Below are 24,659 nucleotides of genomic sequence, written 5' to 3' on the forward strand. Positions count from 1 at the left end.
GGTCAGCCGCGCGGTTCGCGCAGGAAGCGCGCCATCGACACCCCGGTCTGCGCCGGGGCGAACTCGCCGGCCACGTCGACGAAGCCGCGCATCACCGCGATCTCGCGCGGGCTGCGGTTGAGCGTGTCGCGCAGGTCCGGGTCGGCGCCGGCGCGCAGCAGGCGCTGGACCACGCCGCGCAGGCCGTGCAGCGCAGCCAGGTGCAACGGACCGAAGCCGCGCGGATCCTGCGACTCCAGCGACACGCCCTCTTCCAGCAGCCGTTCCAGGCCGGCCAGGACCACGCCCTCGTCGCAGGCGCTGCCCGGCTCGGCGCGCGCACCCAGCAGCAGCAGCAGCGGGGTGACGCCGCCGGCGGCCGGCATGTCCGGCTCGGCGCCGGCCAGCAGCAGGGTGTCGAACAGCGCCAGCAGGCGCGCGCGGTCGCGGCCGGTGAAGCCGTACAGCGCGGCGCAATGCAGCGGCGCCAGGCCCTGGCCGTCGCCGGCGTCGATGTCCGCGCCGGCGGTGAGCAGGCGTGCGGCGATGTCCGGCAGGCCCAGCGCCGAGGCCAGCATCAGCACGGTGACGCCACCGGGCAGGCGGTGTTCGAGGTCGGCGCCGGCGTCCAGCAGCGCGTTGACGATCGCGGTCTGGCGCATGCTCACCGCCGCCGACAGCGGGGTCGCGCCGCTGTTGGCCGCGTGCTGCGGATTGGCGCCGCGGGCCAGCAGCAGGTCCACCGCCGCCGCGTGGCCGCCGCCGGCGGCGCGCAACAGGCCGGTGCAGCCCTGCGAATCGACCGCGTCGACCGGGAAGCCGAGTTCGAGCAGGCGGCGCACCGCGTCGGCGTCGCCGGCCATCGCCGCGGCGACCACGTCTGCGGCGCGCAGCGTGCGCTTCGGCAGCGGCCAGCCGCGCCAGTCGAGCCAGTCGGCCAGGTCGCGGCGGCCGCTGGCCAAGGCCACGCCCAGCGGGGTCTGGCCGTCGGCGGCGCGCGCGTCGGGCGAGGCGCCCTGCGCGACCAGGCGCTTGAGCGCCGATTCCCTGCCCAGCGCCGCGGCCAGGTGCAGCGCGGTCATGCCGTGGCCGTCGCGGGCCTCGCGGTCCACGCCAGCTTCCAGCAGCGCGTCGAGCAGGCGCAGCCAGCCCAGCCGCACCGCCAGCGACAGCGGCGGATCGCCCGCCGGCGACGCCGCGAACGGATCGGCGCCGTGCAGGAACAGTTCCAGCGCCAGCTGCTCGTTGCCGCGCCCGGCCTGGTCGCGCTGCACGCAGGCGGCGAGGAAGCGGGCCAGGCCGCCGGCACCGGCCGGCGAGGCGCCACGGGCGAGCAGCACCTGCAGCGAGGCGGCGGCATCGCCGCCCTGGTCGAGCAGCGCGGTCAGCGCGGTCTCGCCGGCGACCAACGTTTCCGGATCGGCACCGTGTTCCAGCAGCCACTCCACCGAGGACGGCTGCATGCGCAGCAGCGGATCGTGCAGCAGCCCGGCCAGTTCGGCCGGATCGCACAGCCGCGCCAGCGCATCGAGCCCGTCCATGCGCCCGGCCTGCAGGCCTTCGTGCAGCAGGGCCAGCGGCGGGCGCTCGTCGGCGACGGGGCTGTCGCCGGCGGCGTCGGCCACCGCGGCCGGCAGCGGATAGGCCGGATCCAGCGCCGAGACGATCGCCCAGCGCCCGCTTTCGGCTGCGACGTCGACCGCGCGGCGGCCGGCATTGTCGGCGCGGTCCGGGTCCACGCCCAGTTCCAGCAGGCGCCGGACCAGGGGCAGCGAGGCCTGTTCCGCGCCGGCGGCCAGGACCAGGGCGTTGCGGCCCTCGGTGTCGACCACATTCACGTCGACCTTGTGCGCCAGCAGCTGTTCCAGCACCGGGCCGCGCAGCGCGCGCGCCGCTTCCAGCCACGGCGTGCGCCCGACGTGGTCGCGCGCCTGCGCGTCGGCGCCGGCAGCCAGCAGGGTCGCGACGATGTCGGCGTGGCCGGCCAGCGCGGCCTCGTGCAGGGCGGTGCGGCCGTCGCGGCCGGGGGTGCCGACCTTGGCCTTGAAGCGCAACAGCAGCTGCACGCCGGCCGGATCGTCCTCGTCGGCCGCGGCGGCGGCCAGCAGGGCCGGCTGCCCGCCCGGCGGCTCGGCCAGGGCGCCGCGCTCGAGCAGGAACTTGGCCAGGCGCCAGTTGCCGGCGGCGCAGGCCACGCCCAGCGGCGAATGGCCTTCCTGGTTGAGCGCGTCGATCCCGGCGGCGGCGTCGCGCAGCAGCGCGGCCACGCCCGGATCGGTGCTGCGCGCGGCGTGGTGCAGCGGGGTGTTGCCGTCGGCGTCGGTGGCGCGCGGGTCGGCGCCGTTGGCCAGCAGGGTCATCACCGCTTCGGGACGGCCGTGCCAGCTGTCGCGGGTCGCGGCCAGCAGCGGGGTCATCCCGCCTTCGCAGGCGTTGAGGTCGACGCCGCGGGCGATCAGCGCGCGCAGCAGGTTCAGGTCCGGCAGCACCGCGGCCAGCGCCGCCAGGCTGCGGCGGTCGCGTTCGCCCGGCGGCGGCGGGGCATGCGGATCGGCGCCGGCGTCCAGCAACTGCAGGGCGCGGTCGACGCGGCCGCCGCGGGCGGCGGCATAGAGCTCGGCGACCAGGTCGCCATTGACCGGCAGCGGTTCCGGCGCGGTCGGGGCCGCGGTGGCGACCGCAAGGAAATCCAGCGGCGTGGCCACCTCGACCGGCGCCGGCGCGCGCTGCACCAGCACGTGCAGGGCCGGGAACAGCAGCGCGCACACGCCGGCCAGCGGCCAGCGCCAGGCCTCGGGCAGCAGGCCGGGCCAGGCCAGCAGCAGGATCGCGGCCAGCACCAGGGCCAGCAGCGCGGCCACGCCCAGGCCGCCCCAGCTGCCGGCGTCCTGCAGCGGCAGGCGTCGCCACAGCGCGGGCAGGTGCCCGCCGCTGCGTTCCAGCGCATGCCAGACCGGCCAGGTGCGCCACAGGCCCAGCAGCACCGCGCTGGCCATCGCGCTCAGGCCGAGCGCCGCGCCCAGGCTGCCGCTCTCGCGCAGCGCCGCCAGCGGCCAGGCCACCAGCAGGCCAGCCAGTACCGCTGCGCCGGCCCACAGCCCCAGCAGCGGCAGCACGTCGCCGACCAGCACGGCCGGATGCGCGGCGCCGCGGGTGCCGCGCCACCACGACACGCCCAGGGCCAGCGCCGGCTGGGCCAGGATCGCCGCGACCGCGGCGACCACGCCGCCCATGCCGCCCAGCAGGACCAGCGCCACGCCGGCGGCCAGCGCCAGCGGCGCGGCGCGGGGCACGCGGGCGGCGGGCCTATCCATCGGACGGCTCCGGGTCCTGCGCGGCGGCCGCGCGGGCGGCTTCGACCGGCGGCAGCTGCAGGTGGAAACCGTGCGCGGCCAGGTTGGCGCGGACCACGGCGGGGTCGGACTGGGCCAGGCGCCGGTCGGGGGTCAGCGCCACTTCGAGGACGAAGGACAGCTCGCCCAGCCGCGCGCGCACCGGTTCGGGCAGCCGCGCGAAATCGTCGCGGGCGGCGAGGAACACGTAGGTGTCGGCTCTGCGGAGGCTCTTGTATACGTAGGCTTGCATGCGCGCGTGCCGCGCCCTGCACGGGGGAATGCGGGGATTGTGGAGGAAATGCGCCAGTGGCGAAAGCGCGGGAACGCCGGGAAATCCACGGCGAATCGGTTCACCTTCCGCAGACGCGGCCCCGCCCGGGCGCTGGCTATACTCGCCAGCCAACCGCCCGACGCCAGCCCTGCTTGCAGCCCGCCACGTCCCCGCCCCGGATCGCCCCGCTCGCGATCACTGCCTATACCGCTACCACCGCGCTCGGCGCCGGGCTGGAGGCGCAGCGCGAGGCGCTGGCCTCCGGGCGCAGCGGCCTGCGCCGCAACCACTTCGGCGACTACGGCGAGGCCGCGCTCGATTGCTGGATCGGCCGCGTCGATGGGCTGGAAGACGGACCGCTGCCGGCGCGCTTCGCGGACCGGGAATCGCGCAACCACCGCCTGGCCTGGCGGGCGCTGCAGCAGGACGGCTTCGCCGACGCCGCCGCGGCCGCGGTGGCCCGGCATGGCGCGACCCGGGTGGCGGTGATCGTCGGGACCTCGACCTCGAGCATCGGCGAGACCGAGACCGCCTACGCCCGCCAGCACGGCGGGCGCCTGCCCGAGGCGCTGGCCCGGCTGAAGGTGCACACCCCGCATGCGCTGGGCGATTTCGTCGCCCTGGCCAGCGGCGCGCGTGGGCCCTGCCTGACCGTGGCCACTGCCTGCTCGTCCAGCGCCAAGGTGTTCGCGCTGGCCGCGCGGATGCTGCAGGCCGGCATCGCCGACGCGGCCATCGTCGGCGGCGTCGACACCTTGTGCGGCAGCGTGCTCTACGGCTTCAACGCGCTGCAGCTGGTCTCGACCAATCCCTGCCGCCCGTTCGACGCGCGCCGCGACGGCCTGTCGCTGGGCGAGGCCGGCGGCTTCGCCCTGCTCGAGCGCGAGCCGGCCACGCCGGTGCGCGGCTGGCTGCGCGGCTATGGCGAATCCAGCGACGCCCACCACATGTCGGCGCCGCATCCGCAGGGCCTGGGCGCGCTGCGCGCGATGCGCGAGGCGCTGGCCCGCGCCGGCCTGGAACCCCAGGCGATCGACTACCTCAACCTGCACGGCACCGCCACGCCGGCCAACGACAGCGTCGAGGCGGCGGCGATCGCAGAGCTGTTCCCGGCCACGCTGCACGCCAGTTCGACCAAGGGCTGGACCGGGCACACGCTCGGCGCCGCCGGCATCGTCGAATCGGTGTTCGCCCTGCTGGCGCTGGAAGAGGGCCTGCTGCCGGGCACGCTCAACAGCAGCGAACCGGATCCGGCCTGTGGCCCGCAGCTGCGTTTCGAGACCGCGCGTCGCCCGATCGCGCTCGCGATGAACAACGCCTTCGGCTTCGGCGGCAACAACTGCTCCCTGGTATTCGCCCGCGCATGAACGCGACCACGCTGACCGCCACCATCGAAGGCCTCGGCCTGTGGGCGCCACAGGCGCCGTCCTGGGCCGACTACCGAGCGCTCGTCGCCGGCGGGCCTGCCGCCACCGCCACCCGCCCGGCACCGGCGCTGCTGCCGCCGAACGAGCGCCGCCGCGCGCCGGACACGGTGCTGGTCGCGCTGGAAGCGGCGCAGGCCGCCTGCATCGATGCCGGCCGCGAACCGGCCAGCCTGCCGTCGGTGTTCGTCTCCACCTACGGCGACCTGGCGATCACCGAACACCTGTGCCAGACCCTGGCCAGCGCGCCGCGCGAGCTGTCGCCGACCCGCTTCCACAACTCGGTGCACAACGCCGCCGCCGGCTACTGGACGATCGCCAGCGGCGCGATGGAACCGGCCACCGCGCTCAGCGCCGGCCGCGCCGGTTTCGCGATGGGCCTGCTCGAGGCGGTGGCGCAGCTGCAGGCCGGCGCACCGGCCGCGCTGCTGGTCGGCTACGACGGTGCCTCGCCCGGACTGCTGCGCGAGCTGGCCTCCAGCGAAGGCCTGCTCGGCGTCGCCCTGGTGCTGGCGCCGGCGGCCGCCGGCGGGCGCACGCTCGCGCTGAGCCTGGAAGACGGCGAAGCGCCCGCGGCACCGGAACGTGTCGCCCCGGGCAACGCGATGGCACCGGCGCTGGCGCTGTTCGAGGCGCTGGCCCGTGGCTCGGGCAGCGCCTGCCTGCCGGCCGGCGAAGGCCGCCGCCTGCGCCTGGATGTCGGCCATGGCTGAGCCGGTCTGCCGGGACGGCGAAGTGGCGGTGGTGATCCCGGCGCTCAACGAGGCGCTGCGGATCCGCCAGGTGGTGGAGGAATGCCTGCGCCACGTGCCATGGGTGATCGTGGTCGACGACGGCTCCGACGACGGCACCGGCGAGTGCCTGCGCGAGCTGCCGGTGACGGTGCTGCGCCATCCGCAGCGGCGCGGCAAGGGCGCGGCGCTGCGCAGCGGTTTCGCCGAAGCGCTGGCGCGCGGCGCGCGCGGCGTGCTCACCCTCGACGGCGACGGCCAGCACGATCCTTCCGACCTGCCGCGGCTGCTGGCCGCGGCCGCGCGCCATCCGGACCACATCATCATCGGCGCACGCCTGCGCCACCGCGCCGCCGCGCCGCCGCACCGGCGCGCGGCCAACGCCTTCGGCGACTGGGGCGTGGCCTGGGCCGCCGGCCACCGCATCGCCGACACCCAGAGCGGGCAGCGCTACTACCCGGCCAAGGTGATCGCGCTGCGCGACGTGCCCGGCGAGGACTTCGTTTTCGAGGCGCAGATGCTGATCTCCGCCGCGCGCCAGCTCGGCGTGCGCTGCGTGTCGGTGCCGGTGGAGACGCGCTACCGCGGCGACGATGGCGGTCCGCTGCGGCGCAGCCATTTCCGCCCGCTGCGCGACCTGTACCGGATCACCTCGCACGTAGTGCGGCAGGTGCTCAAGCACGGCGACGTGTGGCGCGAGTACGCGCGGGTGCGCGCGCAGGCGCCGCTGATCGACCGCGACTGACGAAGCTGCCCCCCGCTCCTGGTATTTGCCGGTGCCTTCGGGTCCCCGGATGCGCTTCGCTTATGCGGGCTACGGCTTCTGGCAGGAGAGGTACACCCGATGGTGCTCAGGCCATGCCGCCGTTGATCCCGATCACCTGGCCGTTGATGTAACCGGCCGCTTCCGAGCACAGGAACGCGACCAGCGCCGCCACTTCCTCCGGCCTGCCGGCGCGCGCGGCGGGGACCATCTGCTTCAGCACTTCAGGCGTGAACCGTCCGCCGGCCATCGCGCCCTCGATCACGCCGGGGGCGACCACATTGACGGTGATGCCGCGGCTGGCCATTTCCCGTGCCAGCGACTTCGACGCGCCGTGCAGCGCGGCCTTGGCCGCGGCGTAGTTGGTCTGGCCGCGGTTGCCGAGCACCGCCGCCACCGAGGACACGCTGACGATGCGGCCCCAGCGGCGCCGCGCCATCGGCAGCAGCAGCGGCCGGGTGACGTGGAAGAAGCCGTGCAGCGAGACGTCGATGACGCGGTGCCAGCGCGCGTCGTCCATGCCGGCCATCGGCGCGTCGTCATGGATGCCGGCGTTGTTGACCAGTACATCGACCGGGCCTGCAGTCAGCAGCGCCTCCATCGCCGCGGCGGTGGCAGCACCGTCGGCGACGTCGAAGGCCACCGCCTCGGCCCGGCCGCCGCCGGCGCGGATCGCCGCGACCACGGTTTCGGCGCGGACCAGGTTGCTGTTGGCGTGCACGACCACGTCCATGCCGGCCGCGGCCAGCGCCTGGCAGATCGCGCCACCGATGTCGCCGCTGCCGCCGGTCACCAGGGCGCGGCGGGTGGGAGTGCTGGGTTCGTCCATCGCGCGATTCTGCCAGCGCCGGCGGGCGCTGTGCGCAGCGGCAAGCCTGGTGCCGGGGCTAGGCCGGGCCGAGCATCGCCGCGGCGCGGCCCTGCGCCAGCAGCCGGCCTTCGTGGAACAGGCGGAACACGTACTGCTGGCTGGCCTCGCTGGCGGCGACCAGTTCGGCCTCGCCTTCGATCGCGCCGGGCAGGTCGTCGATGCGTTCGACATGAAGCTCGACCTCGCGCAGCGCGACCAGCACGCCGGCGGCGGCACGCCCTTCCTGCGCCTGCGCGAGCAGGCCGCCGTGCACGGCCATCGCCTGGGCGCCGTACTCGCACAGCGCCACCGCGTGCACGCGGTCGCGCGCGCGCAGCGGATGCCCGGGATCGATGTGGTTGCGCGCGCGCAGGCGGATGCCGCGCGCGTTCCAGTCGATCACATCGTCCCACAGGCACATCGGCCCCTGGTGCGGGACCAGGGCGAGGATGCCGGCGCGGTCGACGAGCGGACTCACGGGGCGATCTCGCGCGCGGGCCGGCGCGCGACCAGCAGCGCCAGCACGAAGTTGAACAGCACGCCCAGCGCCACCGTGCTGCCGATCGCGCGCAGCACCGGGATCGAGGACAGCGCCAGCAGGCTGAACACCAGCAGCGTGGTCAGGCTGCACACGATCAGCGCGTGCAGGGTGCGCAGCTGGTCGGCGCGGTCGTCGCCGGCGTGGTCGAAGAACAGCGCGTAGTCCAGGCCCAGGCCGGCGGCGAGGATCAGCGAGACCAGGTGGAACAGGTTCAGCTCGACCCCGCACAGCCGCAGCACCGCCACGATCAGCACCGTGGCCAGCGCCATCGGCGCCAGCACCCGCAGTACCCGGCGCGGCGCGCGCAGCGCCAGCCACACCGTGGCGGCCAGCAGCAGCGCCGCCACCGCCAGCGCGCTGAGCAGGCGCATGCGCCACTGCGCGACCAGCGATTCGGATGCCTGCTTGAGGTCGAGCAGCTGCGCGCCCAGCGGTTCGACCGCGGCCGCCAGCGCCTGCGGATCGTGCAGGCCGGTGAGCGAGACCAGCGCGGTGACGTGGTCGCCACCGCGCAGCAGCAAGCCCGACACCGCCAGTTCCAGCGGCGTGCCGGCGAGGTCGTCGATGCCCAGCGGGGCGGCTTCGCGCGCGGCGGCGACGTCTTCCACGAACGGGTCGAAGGCGTCCTCGCGGAACGGCGTGCCGGCCAGCGCTTCGGCGAGCGTGGCGCGCAGCTGTGCCTCGTCCGGCAACGCCTGCTGGCGCGTGCGCTGGGTCGCGGCGGCGGGCAGGTAGCGCGCGGCCAGGTCGTAGCCGTCGAGGACGCCGTCGGCCTGCAGCTGGCGCAGCCGCGGCAGCAGGCGTTCGGAAGCAGCCAGTGCGGCATCCGCGTCCTCGCCCTGCACCACCAGCAGGTAACGCACGTCCGGCGCACCCAGTTCGGCGCGCAGCTGCGCGTCGCGTTGCAGGTCCGCCGGCGGCACCGGGGTCAGCCGCGACAGGTCGTTCTGCCAGAACGCGCCCGGCGCGAACGCGACGACCGCCGCTGCCAGCAGGCCGGCCACGGCCAGCGCCAGGCGCGGCCGCGGCAACCGTTCCACCCGCCGCCACAGGCGCGCGAGCAGGCGCGAATCGGCCGGATCGTGGCGCGCCGGCGTCACCAGACGCGGCAGCAGCCAGCGCGTGCACGCCGCGGCGACCGCGAGGCCGGCGATGGTGAACACTGCCAGCTGGCGCAGGCCTTCGACGCCGGAGAACAGGAAGGTCGCGTAGGCAATGCAGGTGGCGACCACGCCGGTCACCAGGGTCGGCCACAGCGCGCGCACGCTGTCGCGCGGCGACTGCCCCGGGCGCAGGTGGCTGAAGAAGTGGATCGGATAGTCCTGGGCCACGCCGATCAGGGTGAAGCCGAAGGCGATGGTGATGCCGTGCACGCCGCCGCCGGACAGCAGCGCCACCGCGCCCAGGCCGGCGAGGCCGCCGCTGGCCAGCGGCAGCGCGCCCAGCAGCGGCATGCTCCAGCGCCGGTAGGCCAGGCCCAGCAGCAGGAGCAGGCCCAGCGTGTCGGCGGTGCCGATCCAGCCCATCTCGCGTTCGGTGCGGTCGCGGATCGCGACGGCGAAGGCGCCGGGACCGGAGATCTCGAGTTCCACGCCATCGCCGGCGCTGCCGGTGGCGTCGAAGGCTTCGCCGATCGCGGCCACCGCTTCCTGCTGCCCGGCGCTGTCGAAGCCGGCGGCGCGGGTCTGCACCAGCAGCAGCGCCTGCGCGCCGGCGCGGTCGAACCACACGCCATGGCGGCGTTCGGGCGCGTTGGCCGGCTGCCACTGCTCGGCCAGGCGCAGGGTCTCGAGGGTGGGATCGGAGGGCAGCAGCGGCTCGACCAGGTCGGCCGCCGGCGAACCGAGGTCCTGCACGCGCTGCTGCAGTTCGTCGTGCAGGAACGCCGCATCCAGCGGCTGCGTGTCCAGGGTCGGCGAGAGCAGGTAGCGGTACGGACGCAGGTGCCCGGGGATCGCGTCCAGGCCGGCGTGGTCGCCATTGGCCACCTGCGCCACCGAAGGCTGCGCGGCCAGTTGTGCGCGCAGCGTCTGCGAACGCCCGGCCAGCACCTCCGGCTCCGCGCCCGACAGGGCCAGCAGCAATATCCGCGACCCCAGGCCTTCGCCCAGCTCGTCCATCAGCAGCACCTGCGCCGGGGTGCGTGGCGCGGGCAGGAAGCTGCGCAGGTCTTCCTCCATGCGCAGGTGGCGGCCCAGTGCCCATGCGGCCAGGGCCAGCAGCGCCAGCCAGGCCAGCAGCAGGGCGGCGCGGGCGAAACCGCGCGGGGTGGCTGCACTCACCGGTGGCCGTCCCGGCACAGCGAAGCCAGCTTCGCCGCATCGGTGACGCCGGCCGCGGCCGCGGCGGCGCCGGCCATCAGGGTCAGCTGCGGCGGGCCCTTGGCCGGCTGGTTCTCGACGCAGCGCAGTTCGGCGCCGCGGCCGTGCAGGTCGATGTGGCGCAGCGCCGCGGCCAGCTTCGGATCGCGCGGCACCAGCCGCAGCGTCCACGCCTCGCGCGCACCTTCGGCGCTCACCGCATAGGTCTTCTCCAGCAGCGCGCGGTCGCCGGCCAGCAGCGCTCCGAAGCCAGCCTGCACCGCCGCCAGTTCCGGCACCTGCGCCAGGGCGATGCGGCGGGGCGTGAGGCCGTCACGCTGGACCACCGCCTCGCCGGCGGACAGCGTGGTGGTCTCGCGGTAGGGCGCGTCGACCTGGCGCACCAGGCTGCCGTCGGCCTCGCGCCGGTATTCGCCCTGCAGGCGCAGCGGTTCGCGCAGCATCGGCGAATCGCGCAGCTCGACGAACGGGGTGCGGCTCGGTGCCGGGCGGGCGACGGCCTGCAGCACCCAGCCGGCCTCGACCGGCGTGGCCGCCTCAGCCGCGGCGCACGGCAGCGCCGTCGTCGCGCAGCACAGGATCGCCAGGCGCAGGCGCGCGGTCGGTCGGCGTTTCATCGGTCTGCTCGCTCCAGAAATCGTAGAAGTTGAACCAGTTCAGCGGGGCCAGCCGCGCGTAGTGCTCCAGCCGCGCGGCATAGGCGGCGACCTGCCGCTGCAGCCAGGCCGCGCGTTCGCCGCGCGCGGGCACCGCTTCGACCCGGGGATCGAGGAAGGGTTCGAAATGCAGGTCGTAGCGGTTGCCGCCGCGGTACAGGCCGAAGCACAGCAGCACCGGCGCCTGCAGCACCGCGGCCAGCCGCCACGGGGTCAGCGGCAGCCGCGCCGGCGCAGCGAGGAACGGCACGCTCGCGGTGTCCTCGTGCGCTTGCGCGCGGTCGACCAGCAGCGCCACCAGCGCGCCTTCCTGCAGCGCGTGCTGGATCTCCAGGGCGATCGCCGCGCCGGGCTGGGCGCCGTCGATCACGCCACGGGCCAGCTCCGGGTCCAGCGAATCGAAGATGCTGGTCAGCACCGGGTTGTGGCCCTTGTCGAGCACGATCCGCACCTGCAGCCCCGGGCGCCGCTTCGACAGCACCCGCAGCGCGTCGAAGCTGCCCAGGTGCGAACCGAACAGCAGCGCGCCGCGGCCCTCGTCGAGCAGCGCCTCCAGCGGCGCCAGCCCATGCACGCGGATGTCGAAGCGGTCCAGGCGGCCGCCGAGCAGGAACAGCCGGTCGAGGATGGTCGCGGCGAAGCAGTGGATATGCCGCGCCACGGCCAGCACCCCGGCCGGGCGCCCGTGCACGCGCGCCAGCCAGGCCCGCGAGGCGCGCCGCTCCGGCCCGCGCACCAGCAGGAAATAGGCGGTGATCGGATACAGGCACAACCGCGCCAGCCAGCGGCCGCCGTAGCGGGCGATGGCCACGATCAGGCCCAGCGAGGCCCGCGTCCCGCCTTCAGGGCGGTGCTTCCACGCCGCGGCGGCCGGCTCAGCCATGGGTGGCCTCCTGCACTTCGCCGCGCGCCAGCACGCCGTCCTCGCCGCGGACCTCGAAGCGCCAGCGCGGCGCGGCGCCGTCCAGCACCACCTCGGCGACCTGCCCCGGCAGCAGCGGACGCAGGAACTTCACCTGCGGCAGGCGCAGCGGCGCCGCCGGCGCGTGCGCGGCCTCGATCGCCTGCAGCACGTGTTCCAGCAGCACGACGCCCGGCACCAGCGGGCGGCCGGGGAAGTGGCCGTCCAGGCAGGGATGGTCGGGCGGGATCGAGAAGCGCATCGGCCAAGGATAGTCGGCGCGGGCCGGCCGGTGGCGCGGCGCGGCCGGCGCGGCTCAGCGCAGCAGGTCGCGCCAGAAGTGCGGGCCCAGCGCGGCCAGCCGCCGGGCGAAATCCAGCCCGTTGCGGTACGGCCGCTGCGGGAAGCGGCGCTTGCGGTACTGGAACTCGGCCACCATGAAGCCGCCGACCATGCCGTAGTTGAGGAGGTTGGCGAACCACGACCAGGCATGCTGCGGCACCGCGATCCACGGCTCCCGGCCCAGCGCGTACAGCACCCCGCCCGGCACCGCGCACACCGCCAGGGCGGCGTTGGCCAGGGTCAGTCCCGCCAGCAGCAGCGCCCAGCCCAGGGTCAGCCGCCGCGCGTAGGCCGGCAGGCCTTCCGGCAGCGGCCAGCCCGACTGCGCGTACAGCGCCGAGACGATCCGGGTCACCAGCGGCGTGCGCCCGCGCAGCAGGCTGCGCCCGAACAGCCACGCCAGCCAGCCGGTGAACAGCACCGGCGGCGCCAGCAGCAGCAGGTCCAGCCAGAGCGTGCCGGCCAGTGCGGCCAGCAGCGCCAGCGACACCGCCAGCAGGCCCAGCGCCCACCAGCGCCGGTGCAGCAGCGGCAGCACCAGCATCAGCAGCACCAGGTCGGCCAGCGCCAGCGCCGGCCACATGCCGCCGCGGGTACCGGCCAGGTGCGCCAGGACGGGATAGGCCACGCCCAGCAGCAGCTGGACCGGCAGGGCCAGCGCGGCGGCGGGATCGCGGCCATCCGCGCCACCGGCGACCATCACGTCAGTTGGCGCGGTGCGCCTGGACATGGGCCGCCAGCGCGCGCAGCGAGGCGAAGATGCGCTTGTTGTCGTCGCCGTCGGCGCGCAGCTGCACGCCGTAGCGCTTGCCGACGGCCAGCGACAGCTCCAGCGCGTCGATCGAATCCAGGCCCAGGCCCTCGTTGAACAGCGGCGCCTCCGGGTCGATCGCCTGCGGGTCCACGCCCTCCAGGTTGAGGCTCTCCACCAGGAGCTGGGCCAGTTCGCGTTCGGCTTCGGTCTGCGGCATGGGTCGGGTGATCCGGGTTCTGCAAGGGCGGCCACGATCCGGCATCGGACGCCGCCGCGCAAGCCCGGCAAGGCCGCGTGAACCGCCTGGCGGGCGCCCGCGCTATCATCCGGCGTCCTTCCAGCACCCCGCAGGGCCGCCCTCCGCATGACCCTTCCCGAGCCGCCGAACACCCCGTCCGCGCCACCGGCGCGCACGGAGCCGGCGACCGGCGCTGGTGGGGCCGCGATCGCGACCGACGTGCTGGTGATCGGCGGCGGCCCGGCCGGGACCACCGCCGCCACCTTCCTGGCCCGCCGCGGCTGGAAGGTCACCCTGCTGGAGAAGGACGTCCACCCGCGCTTCCACATCGGCGAATCGCTGCTGCCGATGAACCTGCCGATCCTCGAGCGCCTGGGCGTGCTGGAGCAGGTGCGCGCGATCGGCGTGTACAAGCCCGGGGCCGACTTCCCGATGCGCGGCGACGCCGACAGCGTCAACGTGTTCCGCTTCGACCGCGCGCTCAACCCGCGCTTCGGCCACGCCTTCCAGGTCAAGCGCGCCGAGTTCGACAGCCTGCTGTTCGACAACGCGCTGGCCAGCGGCGTGGATGCGCGCCAGCAGGTGAAGGTCGAGCAGGTCGAGTTCGGCGCCGACGGCCGCCCGGCCGTGGTGCACGCGCGCCAGGCCGACGGCACCGCGCTGGCCTTCCACCCGCGCTACCTGGTCGACGCCAGCGGCCGCGACACCTTCCTCGGCAGCAGGCTCAAGCTGAAGAAGAAAAACCCCAGGCACCAGTCGGCGGCGATCTTCAGCCACTTCCGCGGCGTCACCCGCCGCGAGGGCGAGTCCGCCGGCAACATCACCGTCGAGCGCTTCGCCCACGGCTGGATGTGGCTGATCCCGCTCACCGGCGACGTGATGAGCGTCGGCGCGGTGTGTTTCCCCGAATACCTGAAGACCCGCAAGGGCGACAACGAATCGTTCCTGATGCAGACCCTGCGTGACACTCCATCGGTCTGGACGCGCATGGCCAACGCCGAGCGCGTCGCGCCGGTGCACGCCACCGGCAACTACTCCTATACCTGCAGCCGCATGCACGGCCCGGGCTGGGTGATGGCCGGCGACGCCTTCGCCTTCATCGACCCGGTGTTTTCCTCCGGCGTCTACCTGGGCATGAACAGCGGCGAACAGGCTGCGGCCACGGTCGACGCGATCCTGCGCGAGCCTTCGCGCGAAGCCGCCGAGCAGCGCGCCATGGACCGCCGCCTGCGCCGCGGCCTGCGCCACTTCTCCTGGTTCATCTACCGCTTCACCACCCCGGTGATGGAGCGGCTGTTCGCCGAACCGCGCAACCACCTGCAGCTGGAGCAGGCGGTGATCTCGATGCTGGCCGGCGACGTGTTCGACAACTTCGCCGTGCGCTGGCGCCTGCAGGTGTTCCGCATCGTCTATGCGCTGACCGCGCTGCGCATGGCGCCGCAGGCGCTGGCCGGCTGGCTGCGCCGGCGCCGCCAGGTGCGGCAGCGCTTCAGCGGCGACACCCTGCAGGGAGGCAACCCGTGAGCCGGCCCCTGCCCTTCGCCGACCTGGCCGCGCCGCGGCTGCAGGTGTCCTACGCGCCCGCCGACACCCTTGCCCGGCAGCTGGCCGACCCGCAGGTGCTGGCCGTGCTCGGCTTCGGTCCCGATGCGCCGGTGCTGGACGATCCGCGCTGGCTGCGAGTGCCGCTGGAACCGCTGCAGGGGCCGCCGTGCATCGAGGTCTGGCGCGCAGCCGCCCCGGTCAGCCACGGCCGCGACGACGGCCTGGCCTGGGCCACCGACGGGCGCCTGCTGTTCGGTTCGCTGGAAGTCGACGAAGGCGAGGAAGGCATCGAGGCCGCGACCGCGCGCGCCTATTCGCGGCTGGTCGCCTTCGTCGGCGCCAGCCAGATGCCGCGCCTGCTGCGCATCTGGAACTACCTGGACGCCATCACCGTCGGCGACGGCGACGAGGAGCGCTACCGCCGCTTCTGCGTCGGCCGCGTCGCCGGCATGGGCGGCATGGATACGTCGAGCCTGCCGGCGGCCACCGCGATCGGCCGCTGCGACGGCCAGCGCCGCCTGCAGGTGTACTGGCTGGCCGCGCGCGAACCCGGCACGCCGCTGGAGAACCCGCGCCAGGTCAGCGCCTACCGCTACCCGCGCCAGTACGGCCCGCAGCCGCCGAGCTTCGCCCGCGCGATGCTGCCGCCGGCCGGGGCGGCGATGCCGCTGCTGCTGTCCGGCACCGCCGCCATCGTCGGCCACGCCTCGCAGCACTGCGGTTCGGTGGCCGCGCAGCTCGACGAGACCCTGGCCAACATCGGCAGCCTGGTCGACGCCGCGCGCCGGCTGCAGCCCTCGCTACCGGCTGCGCTCGGCAGCGGCAGCGCGCTGAAGGTCTACGTGCGCGAGCCCGGCGACGCCGCCACCGTGGCCGCGCTGCTGGAAGCCCGCCTGGGCCCGTCGGTGCCGCGGCTGCTGCTGCACGCCCACGTCTGCCGCCGCGAGCTGCTGATCGAGATCGACGGCGTGCACGGCGAACCGGCCACGCCGCAGGCCTGAGCAAGGCCGGCGCTTGCGCCGGCCTCGCCCGCGTCTGGGATACTCCCCCGCGCTGCATTCGCCCCGGCCCCGCGGCCGGCGCCACTCCAATGCCGTACCAACCGGAAGGGTGACGATGAACCTGCTGCGCCTGGCGTTCCTGTCCTGCCTGTCCTTCGCGACCGCCACCGTGGCGGCCGCGCCCGTCCCGGAGCCGACTGCCACCGATGCACGCCCCGAGGCCGGCGTGGCCCGCATCGACCCTGCGCGCCTCGACGCCGCCCTGCGCCGCTTCGTCGATGCCGGCGAGATCACCGGCGCCTCCGCCCTGGTCTGGCACGACGGCCGCGAAGCGTACTTCGGCGCCTTCGGCATGGCCGACCGCGAGGCCCGCAGGCCAATGACGCGCGACACCATCGTGCGGATCTTCTCGATGACCAAGCCGGTCACCGGCGTGGCGCTGATGCAGCTGTACGAACAGGGGAAGTTCCAGCTCGACGACCCGGTGTCGCGCTACCTGCCGGAGTTCGGCAAGGTGCGCGTCTATTCCGGCACCGACGCGCAGGGCCGGCCGCTGCTGGAGGCGCCGGAGCGCCCCATCACCATCCGCGACCTGATGCGCCACACCGCCGGCTTCGTCGGCGGCAACGACGATCCCAGCCCGGTCGGCGCGATGTACCGCAAGGCCGACCCGGAGAACTTCGACAACACCCTGGCCGAGGAAGTGCGCCGCATCGCCAGCGTGCCCCTGCTCTACCCGCCCGGCACCCGCTGGCTGTACTCGCCGGCGGTGGACGTGCAGGCGCGCCTGGTCGAAGTGCTCTCCGCCCAGCCGTTCGACGCCTACCTGCAGGCCCACGTGTTCGAACCACTGCGGATGAAGGACACCCGCTATGTCGTGCGCGCCGCCGACCGCGACCGCCTCGCCGCGCTGTACCTGCGCAGCGACGATGGCGTGATGTCGCGCGTGCCCGACGTCGAGGCGATGAAGATCAACGGCCGCGACACCCGGCTCAAGCCCGGCAGCTGGGGCCTGACCTCGACCCTCGACGACTACATGCGTTTCGCCCGCATGCTGCTGGACGGCGGCGAGCTGGATGGCGTGCGCCTGCTGCAGCCCTCGACCGTGCGCCTGATGGCCACCGACGCGCTGCCGCGCGAGGTCGGCCCGCACGACCGCTCCTGGCTGCCGAGCAAGGGCCAGGTCGGCTTCGGCATCGACTTCGCCGTGCGCATCGCCCCGCCGGCCGATGCCGGGGAAGCCTCCGGCGAAGTCGGCGAATTCTTCTGGGACGGCGCCGCCAACACCCTGTTCTGGGTGGACCCGGTCAACGACATCGCCGCCGTCCTGTTCGCCCAGTGGCTGCCCTTCGGCAAGGTCCCCCTGCACAAGACCTTCCGCGACGCGGTGTACTTCGACGACACGACTGCGGCCGCGCCGCGCAAGTAGCCCGGACAAGGCCGACATCCGGGATAGGCCCCTCTCCCGGAGGGAGAGGGGGGCAAAGAGCGAAGCCACCACCCAGATGCTCCCGAAGACGCGGTAGCGCGGGGGTATGGCGCAAGCAGGCCATGGATGGCCTGCGGTCGCGCGTTGGAGCCAGGGATGGCGGAACCGCGCGATGCGGCATACCCCCACGTTGCCGCGGCTCCGTCCGAAGCTGCCCCCCTGAAGCTGTTGCTCTGGCTGTTGCCGCGATATCGCCAGACAACAGCAAGGACTGCTCAGCGCTTCTCCGCCTTGCAGTCCCCGCCCTTGCGCTTCAGCGGATTCCAGCGCGAACCCTCCTCGCACGGCGGCGTCGCCTGCGCCGCCTGGCGTTGCGCCGCCGCCTGCGCCAGCTTCTGCGCCTTGGCCTTCTCCAGCGCCGCCCGGATCTGCGGCAGCGCCGCCAGCGCCGCCTTCTCGCCTTCCAGGATCGCCTGGTTGCGCCTGGTGAAATCCGCCGAACCGTAGTCCAGCACGTCCGGCCGGATCACCACGTCCGCGCGTCCCAGCTCCTGCTCGCCCAGGCGCTGGCCCATGATCGCGATCGACTGGTTGACGATGCCCAGCATCCCGTCCGGACGCTTGCCCGTCGCCTTGCTGGAGATGTCGACCGCGATCACCACGTCCGCCCCGAGCTGGCGCGCCGCGTCCACCGGCACCGGACTGACCACCCCGCCATCCACGTACTGGTACTGGCCGATGGTCACCGGCTCGAACACCCCCGGCACGCTGCTCGACGCGCGCACCGCCTGGCCCGTATTGCCGCGCACGAACACCGTGCGCTCGCCCGTCTCCAGACGCGTGGCCACCGCCGCGAACGGCTTGCGCAGGCGCTCGATCGGCCGCTTGCCGACCTGCGCATTGACGTAGTCCTGCAGCGCCACCCCCTGCACCAGCCCCCCGCCGAACAGGCGCACGTCGCGGATGCTGGCCTCGTCCAGCGCCACCGCCTTCTCCTGCAGCTGGAACGGATCCATGCCGCCGGCATAGAGCGCCCCGACCACGCTGCCGGCGCTGGTACCCGCGACCACGTCGGGCTTGAGCCCGTTGGCCTCCAGCATCTTGATAACGCCGATATGGGCGAAGCCCTTGGCCGCGCCACCGCCCAGCGCCAGACCGATGCGCGGCGGCGGCACCACCGGATCGGGCGCGGCCGGCGCGACCACCTGCGGCGGCGCCTCCGGCTTCGTGCCCCCGCACGCGGCCAGCAGCAGCAGGGCCAGCACGGGGAGCCAGCGACGGGGCACGGATCGGGACAGCGGGGAACGGCGCACGGATCGGATCACGGGAAGGGCCGCGGCATGCGGCGCCGAGGATTCTAGAACCGCCCGCCCGCCGCTTCCGGCATGGCGGATGAATGCGCCCTAGGGCGCGCCCGCGAGCAGCTCCAGCAGGGTCTCCCGGCGCAGCTTGCCGGTCTCGTTGCGCGGCAGCCGCTCCAGCAGGCGCAGCCGGCGCGGCAGGAACACCGGATCCACCGAGCCGCGCAGCGCCTCGAGGATGTCCCCCGCCTCCAGCCCCGGCGCCACCGCCAGCGCCGCGATCCGGCCGACCCCGCCGGGCCGGTCCGGCTCCAGCTGCAGGACCACGCCATCCTCGACCCCGGGGATCGCCAGCAGGCGCCGGGTCAGGTCGCCGAGCGAGGCGCGCTTGCCGGCGATCTCCAGCAGGTCGGCCTGGCGCCCGCACAGGCGGAAGCGGCCATCGGCATGGACCTCGAACAGGTCCGCCAGCACCACCGGCGCCGGCAGGTGCGGCGCGTCCACCTGGGTGCCGTCCGGCTGCGGCGCCAGGCGCACGCCCGGCAGCGGCGTCCACAGCTCGTCGCGCGCGGTGCGGCGGCGCGCGAAAACGCAGGTCTCGGTCGAGCCGAATACCTCGCGCACCTCGGCGCCGTAGCGGTCCTCGACCTCGGCGGCCAGTTCCCGTGGCAGCGGCGCGGTCGCCGAGACGATGCCGCACAGCGGCGGCAGCGCCACCCCGGACTTCAGCAGCGCGCGCAGATGCACCGGCGTGGTCACCAGCAGGCGCGCGCCATTGGCCTCGTGCAGCGCGCGGGCCACGTCGGCGGGGAACAGCGGCTTGCCGGCATGCACCGCCGCGCCGCCGAGCAGCGGCAGCATCACCGTCATCTCCATGCCGTACATGTGCTGCGGCGGCACCGTGGCCACCACCTGCGGCTGCGCCGCGCCCCACAGGTCCTGCAGCTCGGCCAGGTTCTGCATCGCGCCGGTGGCGAAGGCCGCCCAGGTCTTGGCGTGCGGCTGCGGCCGCCCGGTGCTGCCGGAGGTGTAGCCGATCGCGGCCAGCGCGTCGGGTTCGACCGCCGGCACCGCCGGATCCGCGGCCGCTGCCTGCGTTGCCACCGCATCGATGCGCCCGGCCTCCAGGCGATAGGCACCGCCGGCTGCATGCGCCTCGAGGATCTCGGCGACCGTGCCGGGCGCGCCGGACGGCGGCAGCAGCGCCACCTGCCCGCGCAGGGCGGCGGCGCAGAAGCCCAGCAGGAAGCGGCGGCGGTCCTCGGCCAGGTGCACGACATGGCGGGCGTCCGGCAACCCGGCGGCGAGCGCACGGGCCTGTTGCATGAACGCGCCGAGGGTCAGCGCGCCCTCGCCATCGAACACCAGGACCCGGTCCGGATGGCCCGCGGCCAGCGGCAGCCGGCCGCCCTGGTTGTGCGTTTGGATGACGGCCGACATCGGTGCTGCCAGGTCCCCTGTGCGACGGACCCGTTGCCCGCCCTTGTTCCGCGGCTAGCTTGGCCGGCGCGTGCCACGCAGGCAAGGCTTGGCCGCGAACCGTGACCTTCCACCGGTGGCCGGCCCGCCGCGGACTGCTACCCTGCCCGGCTCCCGAAACTGCCGCCGTCGCCATGACCCGTCCGCTGCTGCGCGCCCTGCCCCTGCTCCTCGCCCCGGCCGCCCTGTTCGCCGCCCTGCCGGCCGCCGCCCAGGCGCCCGCCCCGCTGGCCATCGAGCAGGCCATGGCCGACCCGGACTGGATCGGCCCGCCGGTGGAGAAGGCCTGGTGGAGCTGGGACGGCCGCGAGGCGCAGCTGCTGCTCAAGCGCGAAGGCACCGCCATCCGCGACACCTGGCGCCAGCCGGTCGCCGGCGGCGCGCTGCAGCGCGTCTCCGACGCCGAGCGCGCCGGCCTGGATGCGCCGGACCCGGTGTACGACCCCGCCCGCCGGCGCATGGTCTTCGTCCGCAACGGCGACGTGTTCCTGCGCGACCTGTCCTCCGGCACGCTGACCCAGCTGACCCGCAGCGCCGTGGCCGAATCGCAGCCGCGCTTCGCCGCCGACGGCGGGGTGATCTGGCGCGCCGGCAACGACTGGTTCAAGTGGAACGCCGGCTTTGGCGTGGCCCAGGTCGCCTCGCTCAAGGCCGAGAAGGACCCGGCCGCGCCGCCCAAGCCCGACCTGCTGCGCGAGCAGCAGCTGCGCACCATCGACACCCTGCGCAAGGACAAGGAGCGCCGCGACGCCCAGCGCGCGCAGGAGGAAGCCTGGCGCAAGGCCGACCCGACCCGCGCACCCGGCCCGGCCTACCTCGGCGACGAGGTCGAGATCGTCGACAGCAGCCTTTCGCCCGACGCGCGCCACCTGCTGGTGGTGACCAAGAAGAAGGGCGCCGACGCCGGCCGCGAAGGCAAGATGCCGACCTACGTCACCGAGTCCGGCTACGAGGAATTCGAGGACGTGCGCACCCGCGTCGGCCGCAACGACCCGCTGCCGCACGCGCTGTGGCTGGTCGACGCCGTCGACGGCAGCGTGCGCGAACTGGAGTTCGACCCGCTGCCGGGCATCGGCGTCGATCCGCTGGCGGCGCTGCGCAAGGCCGCCGGCAAGGATCCGCTCAAGGGCCTGCGCCCGGTGCAGGTCGGCGGCGATGGCCCGAACGCGGCGATCCGCTGGACCGATGACGGCCGCAACGTCGCGGTGATGCTGCGCGCGGTCGACAACAAGGACCGCTGGATCGCCGCGGTCGACCTGGACGGCGCCACCCTGCAGTCGCGCCACCGGCTCAACGACCCGGCCTGGATCAACTGGAACTTCAACGACTTCGGCTGGCTGCCGGACAACCGCACGCTGTGGTTCCTGTCGGAGGAGTCCGGTTACTCGCACCTGTACACCCAGGCCGGCAACGGCCGTCCGCAGCAGCGCACCTCCGGCAAGTGGGAAGCCTCCTCGCCGGTGCTGACCGCCGACGGCAACGGCTTCCTGTTCCTGTGCAACCGGCAGTGGCCGGGCGACTACGAGGTCTGCGCGCTGGACCTGGCCAGCGGCCAGGTGCGCGAGGTCACCGCGCTGGACGGCGTGGAGGACTTCAGCCTGTCGCCGGACGGCCGCCAGCTGCTGGTGCGCTGGTCCGCCGCCTACCTGCCGCCGCAGATCGCGGTGGCGCCGGTCGCCGGCGGCGAGGCGCGCAAGCTGACCGACACCCGCAGCGCCGGGTTCAAGGCGCGCGACTGGATCGAGCCGGAGATCGTGCAGGTGCCCTCGAAGCACGGCGCCGGCACGGTGTGGGGCAAGTTCTACGGGCCGAAGGACTACGAGCCGGGCCGCAAGTACCCGGTGGTGATGTTCGTGCACGGCGCCGGCTACCTGCAGAACGTGCACGCCCGCTACCCGAACTACTTCCGCGAGCAGATGTTCCACCACCTGCTGGTGGAGAAGGGCTACGTGGTCCTGGACCTGGACTACCGCGGCAGCGAGGGCTACGGCCGCGACTGGCGCACCGCCATCTACCGGCAGATGGGCCATCCGGAACTGGAGGACTACCTGGACGGCCTGGACTGGGTCGTGGCCAACCGCCAGGGCGACCGCGACCGCGCCGGCATCTACGGCGGCAGCTACGGCGGCTTCATGACCTTCATGGCGCTGTTCCGCTCGCCGGGCACGTTCAAGGCCGGCGCCGCGCTGCGCCCGGTCGTGGACTGGACCCAGTACAACCACGAGTACACGTCCAACATCCTCAACACCCCGGACATCGATCCGGAGGCCTACCGCAAGTCCTCGCCGATCGAGTACGCGCAGGGCCTGCAGGACGAGCTGCTGATCGCCCACGGCATGATCGACGACAACGTGTTCTTCCGCGATTCGGTGGTGCTGACCCAGCGCCTGATCGAACTGCGCAAGGACAACTGGGAGATCGCGCCGTACCCGCTGGAGCGCCACGGCTTCACCCGCGCCGACTCCTGGCTGGACGAATACAAGCGCATCCTCAAGCTGTTCGAGCGCACGCTGAAGTGAGCGCGCCGATACCTCTCTTTCTTGTCCGCAGGAACGCTCCATGACCGAACACGCACCCGCCCCGGCCGCCGAACCCGGACCGATCCGCACCGTCGCCGCGGTGATCCGCAACGCGCGCGGCGAGATCCTGCTGGTTCGCAAGCAGGCCTCGAAGGTGTTCATCCAGCCCGGCGGCAAGCGCGAACCGGGCGAGGACAGCCTGGCCACCCTCGGCCGCGAGCTGGCCGAGGAGCTGGGCGTGCGCCTGCTGCCCGGGGCGCAAACGCTGGGCGAGTTCGAGGACTCGGCGGTGAACGAGCCGGGCCGCCGCGTGCGCGCCGAGGCCTTCCTGGTCGAGGTCGAGGGCGAACCGGTGCCGCAGGCGGAGATCGCCGAACTGGCCTGGGTGGCGCCGCGCGCGCCGTTCCCGGTGCCGGTGGCCCCGCTCAGCGCCGGCCACATCATGCCGGCCGTGGTCGCCGCCGCCCCGTAGGCGGCCGCCCGCGCGCCCGGCACAATCCGGCCAGCCAGTCACCCGGGAATCCATGAGCCAGCCGCCGCCTCGCACCGGCTTCGTCACCGTGACCGCGATGATCAGCGTGGTGCTGGCCGCGATCGCCGTGATGACGTCGGCGCTGCTGGTCATGTTCGCCGCGGCCATGCCCGACATCCCCGCCCAGCCTCCGACCGGTCCGGAGGCGATCCTGAACAGGTTCATGTGGATCCTGGACTACCGGGTGGCCCTGACCACGGCCCAGCTGGCGCTGGCACTGGTCTTCCTCGCCGCCTCCTGGGGCCTGCTGCGCCGCCGGGAATGGGGGCGCTGGCTGTTCATCGGCCTGCTGGTCCTCACCGCGCTGGTCAACTTCGCCGGGCTGGTCCTGGTCAACCCGCTCTTCGACGGGCTGATCGACATGTACCCGACGCAGCTGCTGGAAAGCCCCGACGGCGCCCAGCTGCTGGCCCAGATGCAGTTCAGCAAGCGCATCACCTTCATCACCACCGCGCTGGGCGCGGTCGGCCTGGCGGCGCTGCACGGCTGGCTGGCCTGGAAGCTGTGCACGCCCGAGGTCCGGGCCGAGTTCAGCTGATCGCCGCGGCCGCCGGCCGCTCCCCCTTGATCGGAATCAAAGGACAGAAGCTTCCCCATGACTAGAATCCCGGGCATGGACCCGCAATTCGATTCCGTTCGCGACTACCTGACCGGACTCCAGGACCGGATCTGCGCCGCCATCGAGGCGGCCGACGGGCAGGCACGCTTCGTCGAGGACGCCTGGACCCGCAATGCCGAGCCCACCGGCCCTTCGCACGTCGGCGGCGGCCGCACCCGCGTGCTGCGCGAGGGCGCAGTGTTCGAGCAGGCCGGGATCGGCTTCTCCGACGTGTCCGGCAGCCGCCTGCCGCCGTCGGCCAGCGCCGCCCGCCCGGAACTGGCCGGCGCCTCCTGGCGCGCCACCGGCGTGTCGCTGGTGTTCCACCCGCGCAATCCGTACCTGCCGACCACCCACGCCAACGTCCGCCACTTCCGCGCCGAGCGCGACGGCGAAACCGTGGCCTGGTGGTTCGGCGGCGGCTTCGACCTGACCCCGTTCTATCCGTTCGACGAGGACATCGAGCACTGGCACCGCACCGCCGCGGACCTGTGCGCGCCCTTCGGCCCGGACCGCTACGCCGAACACAAGCGCTGGTGCGACGAGTACTTCTTCCTGCGCCACCGCAACGAGACCCGCGGCGTGGGCGGCCTGTTCTTCGACGACCTGCACGGCGACTTCGAGCGCGACTTCGCCTACATGCGCGCGGTCGGCGACGGCTTCCTCGACGCCTACCTGCCGATCGTCGAGCGCCGCAAGGACACCCCGTACGGCGAACGCGAGCGCGAGTTCCAGCTGTACCGCCGCGGCCGCTACGTCGAGTTCAACCTGGTCTACGACCGCGGCACGCTGTTCGGGCTGCAGAGCGGCGGCCGCACCGAATCGATCCTGATGAGCCTGCCGCCGCGGGTGCGCTGGGAGTACGGCTACCAGCCGCAGCCCGGCAGCCCGGAGGCGCGCCTGCACGAGTACCTGGTCCNGNGNGNCTGGCTGGGGGGCCAGTCGCGCGCGGGCCAACCCTGAGGGCCGGATCCGGGGGAAGGCGGAAATAAAAAGCCCCGCCGAGCAGGGGGGGCTCGACGGGGCTGGGAACGGCGACTTGGGGAGGAGTCCCGCTCCGGGTAGATCTGCTCCAGGGGAAGGGAGAGATCCGTCGACAGGCGTTGCACCTGTCGAGGGCTATATCACCATTCCGAACATGGATGGATC

Annotated in this window: 22 protein-coding genes; 10 read left to right on the forward strand and 12 right to left on the reverse strand. The window is 74.0% G+C overall.

The features are described 5' to 3' along the window. Positions 1-2: 2 nt before the first annotated feature. Both M503_RS0105285 and M503_RS15730 read right to left on the reverse strand, forming a co-directional pair. Positions 3-3,293 (reverse strand): ankyrin repeat domain-containing protein, encoded by a 3,291-nt coding sequence (locus M503_RS0105285; RefSeq protein WP_028928133.1) that lies wholly within the window; start codon positions 3,291-3,293, stop codon positions 3-5. Continuing rightward, positions 3,286-3,564, reverse strand: coding sequence for a YcgL domain-containing protein (locus M503_RS15730; RefSeq protein ID WP_024868501.1), 279 nt, complete (start codon positions 3,562-3,564; stop codon positions 3,286-3,288). Before M503_RS15730 ends, M503_RS0105285 begins: the two co-directional genes overlap by 8 nt. 200 nt (positions 3,565-3,764) lie before the next feature. Here M503_RS15730 and M503_RS0105295 point away from each other — a divergent pair, with 200 nt between their 5' ends. From M503_RS0105295 to M503_RS15735, 3 genes are read left to right on the forward strand one after another with little or no spacing between them, the layout of a single operon-like run. Then, positions 3,765-4,952 carry a beta-ketoacyl-ACP synthase gene (locus M503_RS0105295; RefSeq protein WP_028919260.1) on the forward strand — a complete coding sequence of 396 codons (1,188 nt, stop codon included), beginning with the start codon at positions 3,765-3,767 and terminating at the stop codon, positions 4,950-4,952. Next, positions 4,949-5,722 (forward strand): beta-ketoacyl synthase chain length factor, encoded by a 774-nt coding sequence (locus M503_RS0105300; protein ID WP_028919259.1) that lies wholly within the window; start codon positions 4,949-4,951, stop codon positions 5,720-5,722. The genes M503_RS0105295 and M503_RS0105300 overlap by 4 nt, the downstream gene beginning before the upstream one ends. Then, complete coding sequence (locus M503_RS15735) at positions 5,715-6,485, forward strand: glycosyltransferase family 2 protein (RefSeq protein WP_037060576.1); 771 nt, start codon at positions 5,715-5,717, stop codon at positions 6,483-6,485. The genes M503_RS0105300 and M503_RS15735 overlap by 8 nt, the downstream gene beginning before the upstream one ends. Before the next feature lie 106 nt (positions 6,486-6,591). Here the strand turns inward: M503_RS15735 and fabG are convergent, their stop codons facing one another. From fabG to M503_RS0105345, 8 genes are read right to left on the reverse strand one after another with little or no spacing between them, the layout of a single operon-like run. Beyond that, positions 6,592-7,332, reverse strand: a complete 741-nt coding sequence (gene fabG, locus M503_RS0105310; protein ID WP_028919258.1) for a 3-oxoacyl-ACP reductase FabG — start codon at positions 7,330-7,332, stop codon at positions 6,592-6,594. Between the two features lie 58 nt (positions 7,333-7,390). Continuing rightward, complete coding sequence (locus tag M503_RS0105315) at positions 7,391-7,774, reverse strand: phosphotransferase (protein ID WP_051414294.1); 384 nt, start codon at positions 7,772-7,774, stop codon at positions 7,391-7,393. 53 nt (positions 7,775-7,827) lie between these two features. Further along, positions 7,828-10,176: an MMPL family transporter gene (locus tag M503_RS0105320; RefSeq protein ID WP_028928134.1), complete on the reverse strand. Its 2,349-nt coding sequence runs from the start codon at positions 10,174-10,176 to the stop codon at positions 7,828-7,830. Continuing rightward, a complete protein-coding gene (locus M503_RS0105325) occupies positions 10,173-10,832 on the reverse strand; it encodes a LolA-related protein (protein WP_051414284.1) in 660 nt (219 codons plus the stop codon). The genes M503_RS0105320 and M503_RS0105325 overlap by 4 nt, the downstream gene beginning before the upstream one ends. Then, positions 10,753-11,754 (reverse strand): acyltransferase, encoded by a 1,002-nt coding sequence (locus M503_RS0105330; protein ID WP_028928135.1) that lies wholly within the window; start codon positions 11,752-11,754, stop codon positions 10,753-10,755. The genes M503_RS0105325 and M503_RS0105330 overlap by 80 nt, the downstream gene beginning before the upstream one ends. Beyond that, a complete protein-coding gene (locus M503_RS0105335) occupies positions 11,747-12,034 on the reverse strand; it encodes a dehydratase (protein WP_024868492.1) in 288 nt (95 codons plus the stop codon). The genes M503_RS0105330 and M503_RS0105335 overlap by 8 nt, the downstream gene beginning before the upstream one ends. A 54-nt stretch (positions 12,035-12,088) precedes the next feature. Further along, the gene (locus tag M503_RS0105340; protein ID WP_051414298.1) at positions 12,089-12,814 is read right to left on the reverse strand and encodes a hypothetical protein; all 726 of its coding nucleotides are present in this window, start codon (positions 12,812-12,814) and stop codon (positions 12,089-12,091) included. Between the two features lie 4 nt (positions 12,815-12,818). After that, positions 12,819-13,085 carry a phosphopantetheine-binding protein gene (locus M503_RS0105345; RefSeq protein ID WP_028919253.1) on the reverse strand — a complete coding sequence of 89 codons (267 nt, stop codon included), beginning with the start codon at positions 13,083-13,085 and terminating at the stop codon, positions 12,819-12,821. 147 nt (positions 13,086-13,232) lie between these two features. On the opposite strand from M503_RS0105345, the gene M503_RS0105350 reads away from it, so the two are divergent. From M503_RS0105350 to M503_RS0105360, 3 genes are all read left to right on the forward strand, one after another. After that, positions 13,233-14,630 carry an NAD(P)/FAD-dependent oxidoreductase gene (locus M503_RS0105350; RefSeq protein ID WP_231472323.1) on the forward strand — a complete coding sequence of 466 codons (1,398 nt, stop codon included), beginning with the start codon at positions 13,233-13,235 and terminating at the stop codon, positions 14,628-14,630. Continuing rightward, positions 14,627-15,652 carry a pteridine-dependent deoxygenase gene (locus M503_RS0105355; RefSeq protein ID WP_051414286.1) on the forward strand — a complete coding sequence of 342 codons (1,026 nt, stop codon included), beginning with the start codon at positions 14,627-14,629 and terminating at the stop codon, positions 15,650-15,652. The genes M503_RS0105350 and M503_RS0105355 overlap by 4 nt, the downstream gene beginning before the upstream one ends. A gap of 115 nt (positions 15,653-15,767) precedes the next feature. After that, complete coding sequence (locus tag M503_RS0105360; protein ID WP_028919250.1) at positions 15,768-17,081, forward strand: serine hydrolase domain-containing protein; 1,314 nt, start codon at positions 15,768-15,770, stop codon at positions 17,079-17,081. Positions 17,082-17,356: 275 nt separating this feature from the next. Here the strand turns inward: M503_RS0105360 and M503_RS0105365 are convergent, their stop codons facing one another. Both M503_RS0105365 and M503_RS0105370 read right to left on the reverse strand, forming a co-directional pair. Further along, a complete protein-coding gene (locus M503_RS0105365; RefSeq protein ID WP_028919249.1) occupies positions 17,357-18,379 on the reverse strand; it encodes a patatin-like phospholipase family protein in 1,023 nt (340 codons plus the stop codon). Between the two features lie 105 nt (positions 18,380-18,484). Continuing rightward, positions 18,485-19,822, reverse strand: coding sequence for an AMP-binding protein (locus M503_RS0105370; RefSeq protein WP_051414289.1), 1,338 nt, complete (start codon positions 19,820-19,822; stop codon positions 18,485-18,487). A gap of 173 nt (positions 19,823-19,995) precedes the next feature. Between M503_RS0105370 and M503_RS0105375 the strand changes: the two genes are divergently transcribed. From M503_RS0105375 to hemF, 4 genes are all read left to right on the forward strand, one after another. Next, a complete protein-coding gene (locus M503_RS0105375) occupies positions 19,996-22,380 on the forward strand; it encodes a S9 family peptidase (RefSeq protein ID WP_028919247.1) in 2,385 nt (794 codons plus the stop codon). A 40-nt stretch (positions 22,381-22,420) separates the two neighbouring features. Further along, complete coding sequence (locus M503_RS0105380) at positions 22,421-22,852, forward strand: NUDIX hydrolase (RefSeq protein WP_051414291.1); 432 nt, start codon at positions 22,421-22,423, stop codon at positions 22,850-22,852. A gap of 52 nt (positions 22,853-22,904) precedes the next feature. Next, entirely contained in the window at positions 22,905-23,450 is a 546-nt protein-coding gene (locus M503_RS0105385) for a hypothetical protein (protein ID WP_028919245.1), read from the forward strand. A 75-nt stretch (positions 23,451-23,525) separates the two neighbouring features. Then, positions 23,526-24,473, forward strand: coding sequence for an oxygen-dependent coproporphyrinogen oxidase (gene hemF / locus M503_RS0105390; RefSeq protein WP_028928136.1), 948 nt, complete (start codon positions 23,526-23,528; stop codon positions 24,471-24,473). Positions 24,474-24,659 lie beyond the last annotated feature (186 nt).

It is taken from the genome of Pseudoxanthomonas suwonensis J47 (genome assembly GCF_000513955.1).
In the GTDB taxonomy this organism is placed as follows: Bacteria; Pseudomonadota; Gammaproteobacteria; order Xanthomonadales; family Xanthomonadaceae; genus Pseudoxanthomonas; species Pseudoxanthomonas suwonensis_C.

Excerpts from the sequence above, each read along its gene's own strand:
- M503_RS0105285 (WP_028928133.1), bottom strand. The coding sequence starts at position 3,293 with ATGGATAGGCCCGCCGCCCGCGTGCCCCGCGCCGCGCCGCTGGCGCTG.
- M503_RS15730 (WP_024868501.1), bottom strand. The coding sequence starts at position 3,564 with ATGCAAGCCTACGTATACAAGAGCCTCCGCAGAGCCGACACCTACGTG.
- M503_RS0105300 (WP_028919259.1), top strand. The coding sequence starts at position 4,949 with ATGAACGCGACCACGCTGACCGCCACCATCGAAGGCCTCGGCCTGTGG.
- M503_RS15735 (WP_037060576.1), top strand. The coding sequence starts at position 5,715 with ATGGCTGAGCCGGTCTGCCGGGACGGCGAAGTGGCGGTGGTGATCCCG.
- fabG (WP_028919258.1), bottom strand. The coding sequence starts at position 7,332 with ATGGACGAACCCAGCACTCCCACCCGCCGCGCCCTGGTGACCGGCGGC.
- M503_RS0105315 (WP_051414294.1), bottom strand. The coding sequence starts at position 7,774 with ATGTGCCTGTGGGACGATGTGATCGACTGGAACGCGCGCGGCATCCGC.
- M503_RS0105325 (WP_051414284.1), bottom strand. The coding sequence starts at position 10,832 with ATGAAACGCCGACCGACCGCGCGCCTGCGCCTGGCGATCCTGTGCTGC.
- M503_RS0105330 (WP_028928135.1), bottom strand. The coding sequence starts at position 11,754 with ATGGCTGAGCCGGCCGCCGCGGCGTGGAAGCACCGCCCTGAAGGCGGG.
- M503_RS0105335 (WP_024868492.1), bottom strand. The coding sequence starts at position 12,034 with ATGCGCTTCTCGATCCCGCCCGACCATCCCTGCCTGGACGGCCACTTC.
- M503_RS0105340 (WP_051414298.1), bottom strand. The coding sequence starts at position 12,814 with ATGGTCGCCGGTGGCGCGGATGGCCGCGATCCCGCCGCCGCGCTGGCC.
- M503_RS0105345 (WP_028919253.1), bottom strand. The coding sequence starts at position 13,085 with ATGCCGCAGACCGAAGCCGAACGCGAACTGGCCCAGCTCCTGGTGGAG.
- M503_RS0105350 (WP_231472323.1), top strand. The coding sequence starts at position 13,233 with ATGACCCTTCCCGAGCCGCCGAACACCCCGTCCGCGCCACCGGCGCGC.
- M503_RS0105360 (WP_028919250.1), top strand. The coding sequence starts at position 15,768 with ATGAACCTGCTGCGCCTGGCGTTCCTGTCCTGCCTGTCCTTCGCGACC.
- M503_RS0105370 (WP_051414289.1), bottom strand. The coding sequence starts at position 19,822 with ATGTCGGCCGTCATCCAAACGCACAACCAGGGCGGCCGGCTGCCGCTG.
- M503_RS0105375 (WP_028919247.1), top strand. The coding sequence starts at position 19,996 with ATGACCCGTCCGCTGCTGCGCGCCCTGCCCCTGCTCCTCGCCCCGGCC.
- M503_RS0105380 (WP_051414291.1), top strand. The coding sequence starts at position 22,421 with ATGACCGAACACGCACCCGCCCCGGCCGCCGAACCCGGACCGATCCGC.
- M503_RS0105385 (WP_028919245.1), top strand. The coding sequence starts at position 22,905 with ATGAGCCAGCCGCCGCCTCGCACCGGCTTCGTCACCGTGACCGCGATG.